The 11,514-nt window shown below is 75.9% G+C and carries 9 protein-coding genes; 6 read left to right on the top strand and 3 right to left on the bottom strand.

Translation table 11 applies throughout. The annotated features are described in order from the left end of the window. Position 1: 1 nt before the first annotated feature. The gene (locus OO57_RS39125; RefSeq protein ID WP_051776596.1) at positions 2–1,327 is read left to right on the top strand and encodes a C40 family peptidase; all 1,326 of its coding nucleotides are present in this window, start codon (positions 2–4) and stop codon (positions 1,325–1,327) included. An 85-nt stretch (positions 1,328–1,412) separates the two neighbouring features. Then, positions 1,413–2,708 (top strand): GNAT family N-acetyltransferase, encoded by a 1,296-nt coding sequence (locus OO57_RS04980; protein ID WP_051776594.1) that lies wholly within the window; start codon positions 1,413–1,415, stop codon positions 2,706–2,708. Between the two features lie 834 nt (positions 2,709–3,542). On the opposite strand, the gene OO57_RS04975 is transcribed toward OO57_RS04980, so the two are convergent. Then, on the bottom strand, positions 3,543–4,367 hold the full coding sequence (locus OO57_RS04975; protein ID WP_234337222.1) for a TetR/AcrR family transcriptional regulator: 825 nt from the start codon (positions 4,365–4,367) through the stop codon (positions 3,543–3,545). Between the two features lie 340 nt (positions 4,368–4,707). Between OO57_RS04975 and OO57_RS04970 the strand changes: the two genes are divergently transcribed. After that, a complete protein-coding gene (locus OO57_RS04970) occupies positions 4,708–5,280 on the top strand; it encodes a GNAT family N-acetyltransferase (protein ID WP_051776591.1) in 573 nt (190 codons plus the stop codon). 111 nt (positions 5,281–5,391) lie between these two features. On the opposite strand, the gene OO57_RS04965 is transcribed toward OO57_RS04970, so the two are convergent. Next, complete coding sequence (locus OO57_RS04965; RefSeq protein WP_051776589.1) at positions 5,392–6,588, bottom strand: MFS transporter; 1,197 nt, start codon at positions 6,586–6,588, stop codon at positions 5,392–5,394. 112 nt (positions 6,589–6,700) lie between these two features. On the opposite strand from OO57_RS04965, the gene OO57_RS04960 reads away from it, so the two are divergent. Next, positions 6,701–7,666, top strand: coding sequence for a LysR family transcriptional regulator (locus tag OO57_RS04960; protein ID WP_033251013.1), 966 nt, complete (start codon positions 6,701–6,703; stop codon positions 7,664–7,666). An 86-nt stretch (positions 7,667–7,752) separates the two neighbouring features. On the opposite strand, the gene OO57_RS04955 is transcribed toward OO57_RS04960, so the two are convergent. After that, entirely contained in the window at positions 7,753–8,367 is a 615-nt protein-coding gene (locus OO57_RS04955; RefSeq protein WP_033251012.1) for a YceI family protein, read from the bottom strand. 259 nt (positions 8,368–8,626) lie between these two features. On the opposite strand from OO57_RS04955, the gene OO57_RS04950 reads away from it, so the two are divergent. Together OO57_RS04950 and OO57_RS04945 are read left to right on the top strand one after the other, a co-directional pair. Then, positions 8,627–9,691, top strand: a complete 1,065-nt coding sequence (locus OO57_RS04950; protein ID WP_033251011.1) for an ATP-binding protein — start codon at positions 8,627–8,629, stop codon at positions 9,689–9,691. Next, positions 9,688–11,511 (top strand): DUF2201 family putative metallopeptidase, encoded by a 1,824-nt coding sequence (locus OO57_RS04945; RefSeq protein WP_033251010.1) that lies wholly within the window; start codon positions 9,688–9,690, stop codon positions 11,509–11,511. Before OO57_RS04950 ends, OO57_RS04945 begins: the two co-directional genes overlap by 4 nt. The last annotated feature ends 3 nt before the right edge of the window (positions 11,512–11,514 follow it).

Below are 11,514 nucleotides of genomic sequence, written 5' to 3'. Positions count from 1 at the left end.
CATGCCGCGCAGGCTCCTCCCCACCCTCCTCCTCGCCACCGCCTCCCTGCTCGCCCTGCTGCCCGCCGCGAACGCCCCCGCGGCCCCGGCTCCCGCGGCGGCCCCCGCCGCCGGGGCGTTCGCCACCGGGGCGTTCGCGGCGGCCCCCGCCGCCCGGCCCGCCGACGACCCGGAACCCGGGTTCCCCACCGCGGAGGACGTCGCCCGCGCCCACGCCGAAGCCGACGCCAAGGCCGCCGACGCCACCGCCCTCGAAGCCCTGCTGGCCGCCGCCCGGGGCGAACTCGACCGGGCCGGGCAGAGCGCCGAACAGGCCGTCGAGGCGTACAACGGCGCACTCGTCCGGCTCGCCCGCGCCGAGCAGGCCGCCCGGGCCGCCGCCGGGCGCTCGGCCGCCGCCGAGACCGCCCGCGCCGAAGCCGCCGACCGGGCCGCCGGGCTGCTCGCCGAGATCTACCGGCAGGGCGCCTCGCCCCAACTCTCGGCCATCAACGCCCTGCTGGACGCGCGGGGCACTGCCTCGCTCTCCGAGCGGGCCGCCGCCATCGGCACCGCGGGCGCCCGGACCAGGCAGATCCTCGACGACGCCACCGCCACCGCGCAGGCCGCCGCCCGCGCCGCCGACGAGGCCCGCAGCGCCGAGGCCGCCGCCCGCACCGCCGCCGGTACGGTCCGCACCGCCAAGGAGCGTGCCCAGCAGCGCGTCGCCGACCAGCAGGCCCGGGTCACCGAGGCCGCCGCCCGCCGGGAGACCCTGCTCGCCGAACTCGCCGCCGCCCGCAACACCACCGTCGAGCTCGAACGCCAGCGCCAGGAGGCGCTCGACGCCATCGCCGCCCGCGAGGCCGAGGAGGCCGCCCGGCGCGCCCAGGCCGAGGCCGAAGCGGCCGCCGCCGCCGAGGCCGCGGCCGCCGACGCCGCCCGCCACCGCCCCGCCCCGCAGCGCGAGAGCGCCTGGTCGGCGGGCGGCTCCGCGGCCGCCCTCGCCTTCGCCCGCTCCGTCATCGGCCTGCCCTACATCTGGGGCGGCGAGGGCCCGCAGGGCTACGACTGCTCCGGCCTGACCATGATGGCCTGGCGCCTCGGCGGCAAGCGGCTCACCCACTTCGCGGCCGACCAGTACGCCGAGTCCACCCCGGTCAGCTACGCCCAACTCCGCCCCGGCGACCTGGTGTTCTGGACCAAGACCGGCCGCGCCGCGGACATCTACCACGTCGCCATCTACCTCGGCGACGACCAGATGATCGAGGCCCCCCGCCCCGGCACGGCCATCAAGCAGGCCAGCCTCTGGATCATGGGACGCCCGGACTTCTACGCCCGGCCGTAGCGCGCCCGGCCGCGGAGGAACCGGCCGCGGTGGGCCCGGCGGAAAACCGGGTGCCGGGGTTCGGGGGTCGTCGTACGGTGGCCCGATGGGCAACGACGCACAGCAGGGCCCCGACCAGGGCATCGAGATCCGGCCGATCACCCACGAGGAACTGGCCGACTGGGACCGGGCGATCGCGCTCGGGTTCATGCGCCCGCACGTCGCCCCGGCGACGGAGTGGCGGGAGCTGCTGTACGAGCCGGGGCGGATGCTGGGGGCCTTCGACCACGGCGGTCCGGCGGCGGGCGGGCGGGCGCGCTGCGTGGCGACCTTCCGCAGCTTCGACACCGAACTGACCTTGCCCGGCGGGGCGCAGCTGCCGGTCGACGCGATCACCGGCGTCACCGTCAACGCCACCCACCGGCGGCGCGGCCTGCTCAGCGGCATGATGCGGCACGACCTGGCCGCGGCCCGCGAGCGCGGTGCGGCCGCTGCGATCCTGATCGCCGCCGAGCACAACATCTACGGCCGCTTCGGCTTCGGCTCGGCCGTCCCGCTGGCCGGCTGGCGGGTGGACGTGCTGCGTTCCGGCGGCGTCCGGGCCGGGCTGCCCGTGCACGAGGGCCACCGGATCGACTTCGCCACCCCGGAGGAGTTCCGCAAGCACGGCCCCGAACTGCACGAGCGCTGGCGCCCCACCCAGCCCGGCGCGATCGGCCGCCCCGAGCCCTGGTGGCGGCTGCGGGCCGGCGAGGTCGACCTGCCCGGCTTCGACCGGAGGGAGGGCTTCACCGCCTTCCACCGCACCGCCGACGGCACCCTCACCGGCATGATCAACTACACCGTCGACGACAAGTGGGACGGTGCCTACCCGGACTGCCCGCTGACCGTCCGGGACTTCATCGCGCTCGACCGGAAGACCGCCAACGCGCTCTGGACGTTCGCCTTCTCCGTCGACTGGGTGCGCCACGTCGTCGCCCCCCACCTCGGGGTCGGCGACCCGCTGCCGCTGCTGCTCAACGACCCGCGCGGGGTCAAGCCGCACGAGGAGACCGCCGACTTCACCTGGCTGCGGCTGCTCGACCTGCCCGCCGCGTTCGCCGCCCGCCGCTACGAGGCCCCCGGCCGCCTGGTGCTGGACGTCACCGACCGCGAAGGCTGGACGGCCGGGCGCTGGGCCCTGGAGGCCGCCGCCGACGGCACCGGCCGGATCGTCCGCACCGACGGCCCCGCCGACCTGGCGCTCGACGTCTCCCGGCTCGGCTCGCTCTACCTCGGCGGCGGCAGCGCAGCGGTTCTCGCCGACGCCGCCCTGCTCACCGAGCTGACCCCGGGCGCGGCCGCCCGCGCCGACACCCTGCTGCGCACCGCCCGCGCCCCCTGGAACCTGGACAGCTTCTGACCGGGAGCACGCGCCCAGGGGCCGGACGTCAACCGGAGGAGGTCGGAATTCACCCTTGCGAGCGTCGAACTTCCTTGCGATGGCGCGGAGTTGGCGCAGAACGGGCGCAACTCTTGCGTACGGCAGGTGAGCTGGGCCGATGCGGGCGGCCGTGACCACCCGGAGGGGTGAACGCGAGTTCAGGGCGGTCGTTCCCGTTCGAATCTGACGGGTCGACAGGTCCCTTGCCCCTGCATAGCGTTCGGGTCATTCGAGTCGCCCGCGGCAGTGGAAGAAGTGCCCCGGTGGGTGCAGGAACACCCCCGGGGCGGCGTCGGAGCGACTCCCGAACCCTGCAAGCTCAAGGGGCTCCGACATGTTCCAGCCTAGCGCCTGGGTGACACCCTGCGTGGCCGTCTCCGCACTCCTCGTCGTCCTCGGGCTCGCCCGGTGCCTCTCCGGCAGCGATGGCAGCCACGGCAGCCGTCGCCGTCACGGTCGTCACGGCCGTCACGGTCGTCATCGGGCGGGTGCCGCCCGCGCCCAGGCCACGCCGCCACCGCCGCTGCCCGCCCGACCGCCGAACACCCTCCCGGTGTGCTCCCGGTTCCGGCATCCGCTCTCCCTGCACGCGCTGCGTCGCACGATCATGCCCAGGCTGCCGCTGGTCCACGGCCCCGCCACCCGGATCGCCGTCCGCACGGGGCCCCGCCCCGTCGCCCGGCCGGTCCTCGTGCCGCCCCGGCCCGGGCGGGCCCCCGCGGCGACCGTTGCGGCGGGTCGGGGTGAGTGCGGCACCCGGCTCGTTCCCCCGGCCGGAGCGCCGGACGGCGCGGTCGGCCGCCCGGCGGGGCGTCACTTGACGATGGACTTGCCGATGCTGGGCAGGACGAAGTCCTGGATCAGGCCCTTTGCGTCGCGCACCAGGGGGCGGAAGACCCGGTAGCGGGAGAGGTTGATCAGCCGGGCCACCAGGGGGGTGGAGCGGCGGACGAACTCGCGGGTGCGCTCGGTGTCGGGGGTGCGGTCGAAGACCCAGTAGAGGACGACGACCATCAGGTGCAGCCAGAGCACGTCGGGCAGCAGCTCGACCAGCTCGGCGTCCAGCTTGGGGGCGAGGTCGGAGCCCTGCAGCACCTCGCGGAAGAGCTCGACGGCGGTGGCGCGGGCGGGGTGGGACTCGTTGGAGAACGGGCTGAGCGAGCTGGTCGGGTCGGCGGCGGTGCGGAAGAACTGGGCGGAGAACTCGTGGTACGGCGCGGCGGTGTCGATCCAGGAGTCGATCGCGATCTGGAGGCGCTGCGCGAAGTCGCGGGTGTGCGCCATCCGGGCCTGGGCGTCGGCGGCGTGGTCGTAGGTCATCCGGTCGTAGAAGCCCTGGATCAGGAACTCCTTCGCCGAGAAGTAGTAGTACGCGCTGCCGACCGAGACGCCCGCCTCGGTGGCGATCGCCCGCATGGTGGTCTTCTCGTAGCCGCGCTCCTGGAACAGCCGCATCGCGGTCTCCAGGATCAGGGCGCGGGTGGCCTCGCTCTTGTCGGTCTTCGGCTGGGCCCGCCCGCCCGCCAGTTCGCCGGACGCGGGCAGGCCGGTGGCCTGCCCGCCGCTGTCGCTCGCGCCCTCCGCGCCGCCGGACCCCACCGGGCGCTGCTGAGCCTGCTCCTGGCCGTTCCCTGACACCTCGCCCCGCCTGATTCGCTTCCGTCACGGTCGCCTACGGGCCCGAGCCTAGCCCGGACCGGGACAACTCCGGACCGGGAGGGCGAATCGGAAGCCGGGGGCGTGCCCGGTGCCCCCCGGCACCGGGTCGGTCGTGCGGGCGCGCCGACCGGTCCGTCCGGCGTTCCGGCCGGGCGGACGGCTTCCCCCCGGCGGTCAGCGGCAAGGTTTCGAACATGTTCAGAAACCTGTGGGGACGACTCTAGGGCACGGTTCGGGCACGCTCAACCCCCGCGGCACGGAAAGCCCGGCGCGGAAAGCCTGGCGCGACCGGGCGGGGCAGGTGTGGAAGGCTGGCCGGATGCCCGCCGCCGACCGCACCCCGTCGTCCCCGCTGCCCCCGCCCGTCCTGCCGCCCCTGCTGCCCCTGTCGCCCCCGCCCGCCCTGCGCGAGGGCGGCGCCGCGGACGCCGCCGCCGTCGCCCGGCTGCACACCGCGGGCCGCCGCAGCGCGTGCGCCGGGCTGGTGCCGCGGTGGGTGCTGGACGCAGAGGCCGCCGACCAGGAACTGCTCTGGACGCTCCGGCTGGACGCCGACTACGGGACGCCCGCCGACGCGCCCGTCCTGCTGCTCGCCGAGGACGGCCCGGGCGGCCCCGCGCTCGGCTTCGCCCACCTGGTGCCGGACGGCGGCGAAGTCCGGCTGGAGCAGTTGCACGTCCGCCCCGACCGCACCGGCCGCGGCATCGGCACCCACCTGCTGCACGCCGCACTGGCCCGCTTCCCGCAGGCGCCCGTCCGGCTCGACGTGCTGGCCGCCAACCGGCGCGCGATCGCCTTCTACGAGCGGCACGGCGCCCGCCGCCTGGGCCGCGGCACCGCGCACTTCCCGGACGGGACGCGGCTGCCCGAGTACGCGTACGGCTGGCGCTGACCCCGCGTCCATTTCCTCGGGCGGCAAGGAGGAGTGCGGTGCTCGAACCGGCGGGGCCCGGCCGGGCGGTGCCGCCGCCCGAGGGTGCGGACGGCCATCGCTGGTGCTCCGTCAATTTGCCTTTCCGGCAAGGCGGGTGGCCGCCAGCAGGGCCAGCACGGCGGCGCCGGACGGCAGCAGGTAGCCGGTGCCGGGTGCGGTGTGCTGGGCGAGGGTGCCGCCGAGGGTCGCCCCGGTCGAGATGCCGACCAGGATCGCCGAGACCGCCAGTGCCATCCCTTCGTTCAACCGGTGTGCGGGCAGCAGGTGTTGGGCGAGCGTCATGCCGCTGACCATGGTCGGCGCGGTGCCCGACCCGGCCGCCAGCAGTGCCGCACCCAGCACCGGGACGCCCGCCCCGGCCAGGCCCGCCACCGGCGGCAGCAGCATCAGGACGGCCATCGCGCCGGTGCCCAGCGCCAGCCGCACCGCCACCGGGCGGCGCGGCCGGATGGCGCCGAACACCAGCCCCGAGGCGCAGGACCCGGCCGCGACCAGGGCCAGCAGCCCGCCCCCGGCCGACTGCCGGCCGAGCGCGTCGGTGTACGCGAGCGTGGTCACCTCCAGCGAGCCGAACAGCACCCCGGCGGCCAGGAACACCGCGAGCAGCGGCGGCAGGCCCGGCGTACGGAGCAACCCCTTCGCGCGGGAGGGCCGTCGGGCGGCCGGGGGCGGTTCGGTGGCGCGCTGGGCGGCGAACAGCAGGGTGCCCGCGGTGCCCAGCGCCCAGGCGGCGAGCAGCCCGGCCTCGGGGGCGACGGCGGTGCACAGGACCATGCCGAGCACCGGACCGGCCATGAAGCACAGCTCGTCCAGCGACTGCTCCAGCGCGTTGGCCCGGTGCAGCACGGCCGGGTCCGCGCGGTGCAGGTGCGCCCAGCGGGCCCGGGCCATGCCGCCCAGGTCGGGGCTGCTGCCGGACAGCGCCCAGCACAGGAAGAGCGTCCAGGCGGGGGCGCCGGAGCGCACGCACAGCAGCAGTCCCGCCGTCGGCAGCGCGGAGGCCAGCACCGCGGGCACCGCGACCCGGGCCTGCCCGCGGCGGTCGACCAGCCGCCCGAGCAGCGGCAGCAGCACCGCGCCCGCCAGCACGCCGACCGCGGAGACCGCCCCGGCCAGCGCGTACGAGCCCCGCCGGTCGGCGACCAGCACCACGACCGAGACGCCGTTCATCGCCAGGGCGAGCCGGCCGAGCAGTCCGGAGAGCGTGAAGGCCAGCGTGCCGGGGGCGGCGAACACGGGGCGGTAGCGGGCGAGCGGCAGCGACAAGGAGGGGCTCCAAGGGGGTGGTGGGCGGGCCTCCAGCCTCGGGGGCGGGGGAGCGGGGCGTCCAACACCTGCTCCGCCGCATTCACCGCTTCCTGTTGTTAATCTGCCGGGCGTGCCCCGCGACCTCCACCCCCGCCTGCTGCGCAGCTTCGCCGCCGTCGCCGAGACCCTGCACTTCGGCCGCGCCGCCGAGCGCCTGCACCTGGCCCAGCAGGCGGTCAGCCGCGACGTCCGGGCGCTGGAAAGGGAGTTGGGCTGCGTGCTGCTGCACCGCTCCACCCGCAGCGTGGAGTTGACCGAGGCGGGCGCCGCGCTGCTCCCCAAGGCGCGCCAACTGCTGGAGCTGCAGGCCGAGATCACCGCACTGGGCGGGACCAGGGCGCTGCTGGTCGACCTGAACAGCCAGGGCTGGGGGCCGGACTCCGCCGCCGAACGGGTGCTCGCCGCGGCCCGCCGGCACTGCCCGGAGGCCGAGCTGCTGGCCCGCTACTGCGGCGGACTGACCGCCGCCGCAAGGGAGTTGGCCGCCCACCGGCTGGACGCCTCGTTCGGCCGGTACGCCGGGCTGCCCGCCGCCGACCGGGAGCGGCTGGTGCACCTGCCCGTCCGGCTGGAGCCGCTGGCGGTCTTCCTGCCGCTGGACCACCCGCTGGCCGCCCGGCCCGCCGTGCCGCTGGCCGCGCTCGCCGGGCACCCCGTGGACGTGTTCGCCGGGCAGCCCGCCACCGCCGAGTGGACCGACCTCGGCCTGCGGCTGCTCGCCGCGCACGGCCTGACGGCCGCGCCCGCCCGCACCCCGCCGGTCGGCGGCGCCGAGTTCGCCCGCTACCTGGCCCGGCACGGCAGCCCGGTGCTGACCGCCGTCGGGGCGCACGACTTCCCCGGCGCGGTGGTCCGTCCGCTGGTCGACCCGGTGCCGCTCAGCCTGGTCGGCCTGGTGCACCGCCCGGACGTCCGCCACCCGGGGCTGGCCGCGCTGCGCGCCCGTGCGGCCGAACTCGCCGTCGCCGAGGGCTGGTTGACCCGCCCGCCGGGCAGTTGGCTGCCGCCCGAGGACGCGGCGCTGCTCGTCGGCTGAGGACCCCGGGAACGGCGGCGCCCCCGCCGAGGGGGACGGCGGGGGCGGTACCGGGGAGGCCGCGCTGACGGCCCGGGCAGGCGGGTTCAGGAGGCTCGCACGGCGGAGACGTCCAGCGTCAGCTTGACCTTCTCCCCGATCAGCACGCCGCCGGTCTCCAGCGCGGCGTTGTAGGTCAGGCCCCAGGCGGTGCGGTCGACGCTGGTGCCGCCCTCGAAGCCGACCCGGTCGGCGCCGTACACGTCGGTGGCCGCGCCGGTGAACTCCAGGTCGAGGGCGACCGGGCGGGTGGTGCCCTTGATGGTCAGGTCGCCGTGCAGGCGGTAGGTGTCGCCGTCGACCCGCTCGGCGGAGGTCGACCTGAAGGTGATCTCCGGGTGCGCGGCGGCGTCGAAGAAGTCGCCGGTGCGCAGGTGCTCGTCGCGCTGGGCCTGGCCGGTGCTGATCGAGGCGACCTTGATCACCAGTTCGGCGGTGGACGCGGCCGGGTTGCTGCCGTCCAGGTACAGCTTGCCCTCGTACTCGGCGAACTCGCCGCGGACGTTGGTGACCATCGCGTGCCGGACCGCGAAGCCGATCCTGGAGTGGGCGGCGTCGATGGTGTAGTCGCCGGTCAGGTGGGCCAGGTCCGGGCCCTGGGCGGCGGTGGCGGCCGGGGCGGTGGCGGCGGCGGTGTTCTTGCTGCGGTTGAAGATGCCCATGGCTTCTCTCCTCGGGACGGGGGTCGAAGCCGTTTGTTGAGGCTTCAACTTGTTCACGTGGTTCACCGTACGCCGATCTGGTTCAAGTTTCAACCAAGAAGTTGAAAGTTGTCCGACGTGTCTCCGGCGGGCGCCGCGCACAGTGTTGTCCCCAGCCTGTGGACAGCCGCCGCGGCCCGGAAAACCGGGTGCGCCCGCCCGCCGCGCCGTCCACACTGGCCGCCGGACCCCCCGAAAACCCACCCTCCTTGGGAGAGCTGTGCAGTCTGCCGTCACCGTGTCGCCGTCCCAGGTCCCCGAGTTGCTGCTCGGCCTCGCCACCGTGCGGCCGGTGTTCCTCTGGGGCGCGCCCGGCATCGGCAAGTCCTCGCTGGTCAACCAGTTCGCCGAGTCGATCGGCCTGGAGTGCGTCTCGCTGCTCGGCACCCAGCTCGCCCCCGAGGACCTGATCGGCGTCCCGCAGCTCACCCCCGAGGGCCGCTCCCGGTTCTGCCCGCCCGAGACCATCGCCCGCGACCAGCCCTACTGCCTGTTCCTGGACGAGCTGAACGCCGCCACCCCCGACGTCCAGAAGGCCTTCTACTCGCTGATCCTCGACCGCCGGATCGGGAACTACGAACTGCCGCCCGGCTCGATCGTGATCGGCGCGGGCAACCGCGCCACCGACGGCGCGCTCGCCCGCCCGATGCCGTCCGCGCTGCTCAACCGCCTGGTCCACGTCCACCTGCGGGCCAGCTCCGACGACTGGCTCGGCTGGGCCGCCGGGCACGGCGTCCACCCGTGGATCCTCGACCACCTCACCGACCGGCCCGACCACCTGTGGTCCGCCCCGCCGAAGACCGAGGAGCCGTTCTCCACCCCGCGCGCCTGGCACATGCTCTCCGACGCGCTGCACTCCTTCGGCCCGGACCTCGGCGAGGACACCCTCCAGGTGCTCGCCCACGGCCTGCTCACCCCCGCCCACGCCGTCGCCTTCTGCGGCTACGTCAAGATCGTCCGCAACGCGTACGGGCTGGAGGCGATCCTCAAGGGCGACGCCTCCTGGCCGCGCCGCGTCGAGGACCGCGACCTGCTCTACTACCTCGCCGACTCCTTCCGCGGCCGCCTGGTCAAGGAACTGCCCGCCCGCAAGGAGCACGCCTCGCCGTCCGTCCGCCAGCACGCGTACCGCTCCAAGTCGCTGCTGGTGCAGCTCGCCGAGATCTCCGTCGAGGTCGCCCAGACCGTGATCGCCGACGGCCCCGACGGCAACCCCGTGCTGCCGTCCTGGTTCCTGATCGAGGCCGCCCGCGACCTGCCCCGCCTGGTCGAGGCCCGCCGGTGAGCGGCCGCCGCACCGCCGCGAAAGCCGCCGCCGAGCCCGAGAAGGCCGACCCGGTCAAGGCCGCGTTCGCCGCCGGACTGGCCACGGTCCACGGCAACCCCGCGCTCCACGCCGTCCCCGCCGGGCTGTGCGCCCTGGACGAGGAGCACTGCCCGCTGCACCCCGCCACCGGCTGGGTCACCGCCGACTCGCACGGCACCCTGCACCACAACCGGCGCCGCCGCGCCGAACCCGGGGAGTGGGCCTGGGCGCTCGCCCACGCCCTGCTCCACCTCGGCTTCGGCCACCTCCCCGCCGCCCGCGGCCCCCGCGCCCAGCCCGACGCCGCCGACCTCGCCGCCCGCTGCGCCGTCGTCAACCGCTTCCTCCACACCTTCCCGATCGGCCGCGCCCCCGACGACCTGCCCGGCAGCTGGCCCGGCGGCGACGAGGAGGAACTCGCCGCCCGCTGGCGCCGCGACGGCGTCCCGCCCGCGTACCGGGCCTGCGGCACCGGCGGCGACCGGCCCGACCAGCACCTCGCCCCCTGGACCGCCCACGAGGACCCGGAGGACCGGACGCTCGCCTTCGCCCACGCCCTCACCCGCACCGTCTCCGCCGCCATGGACGTCGCGGGCGGCCGCCGCGAGACCCACGACGGCGCCCGCCTCCCGCAGCGCCCCTGGGAACGCGCCCTCGGCTGGTTCGTCGCCCACTACCCCCTGCTCGGCGGCCTCGCCGCCGGACTCACCCTCGTCGCCGACGCCGAACTCGCCCGCGCCCACGGCATCACGATCGCCGCCGTCAACGCCGAGGCGGGCGAGGTCTACCTCAACCCGCTGCGCCACCACACCGACGAGGAGTGGCGCTTCGTCCTGGCCCACGAGATGCTGCACGCCGCCCTCCGCCACGGCGACCGGGCCGGCGGCCGCGACCCGTACCTCTTCAACGTCGCAGCCGACTACGTCGTCAACGGCTGGCTGCTGGAGATGGACGTCGGCGAGATGCCCGAAGGACTGCTCCACGACCCCGAGCTGAAGGGCCTGTCCGCCGAAGAGGTCTACGACCGGATCGCCCGCGACCAGCGCCGCCTGCGCCGCCTGGCCACCCTGCGCGGCAAGGGCCTCGGCGACATCCTCGGCGAACCGCTGCCCCGCGCCGGCGCCCGCGGCTACGTCGACCTCGACGACTTCTACCGGCGCGGCCTGCAACAGGGCTTCGACCTGCACACCCGCGACCGCGGCCTGCTGCCCGCCGGGCTCGTCGAGGAGATCCGCGCCCTCTCCCAGCCGCCCCTGCCCTGGGACGCCCGGCTCGCCCGCTGGTTCGACGAGCACGTCCCCCGCCCCGAACCGCTGCGCTCCTACGCCCGCCCCTCCCGCCGCCAGTCCGCCAGCCCCGACATCCCGCGCGCCGGACGCCACCACCCGTACGAGGAGACACCGCGCTGCACCTTCGGCGTCCTGCTCGACACCTCCGGATCGATGGACCGCACCCTGCTCGGCAAGGCCCTCGGCGCGATCGCCTCCTACGCCGCCGCCCGCGACGTCCCCGCCGCCCGGGTCGTCTTCTGCGACGCCGCCCCGCACGACGCGGGCTACCTGCCGGTCGCCGAACTCGCCGGCCGGGTCCGGGTCCGCGGCCGCGGCGGCACCGTCCTGCAGCCCGGCGTCGACCTCCTGGCCCGCGCCCCCGACTTCCCCGCCGCCGCGCCCCTGCTGATCATCACCGACACCGACTGCGACACCCTGCGCGTCCCGCGCCGCGAACACGCCTACCTCGTCCCGCGCGGCGCGACCCTGCCCTTCACCCCGCGCGGGCCGGTGTTCCACCTGAGCTGAACC

Origin of the sequence: Kitasatospora phosalacinea (assembly GCF_000717185.1) — a bacterium.
Taxonomy (GTDB): domain Bacteria; phylum Actinomycetota; class Actinomycetes; order Streptomycetales; family Streptomycetaceae; genus Kitasatospora; species Kitasatospora phosalacinea_A.
Note: the sequence above shows the minus strand (reverse complement) of the source record. Positions and strands in the feature narration are given on the sequence as shown.

Excerpts from the sequence above, each read along its gene's own strand:
- OO57_RS39125 (WP_051776596.1), top strand. The coding sequence starts at position 2 with ATGCCGCGCAGGCTCCTCCCCACCCTCCTCCTCGCCACCGCCTCCCTG.
- OO57_RS04980 (WP_051776594.1), top strand. The coding sequence starts at position 1,413 with ATGGGCAACGACGCACAGCAGGGCCCCGACCAGGGCATCGAGATCCGG.
- OO57_RS04970 (WP_051776591.1), top strand. The coding sequence starts at position 4,708 with ATGCCCGCCGCCGACCGCACCCCGTCGTCCCCGCTGCCCCCGCCCGTC.
- OO57_RS04955 (WP_033251012.1), bottom strand. The coding sequence starts at position 8,367 with ATGGGCATCTTCAACCGCAGCAAGAACACCGCCGCCGCCACCGCCCCG.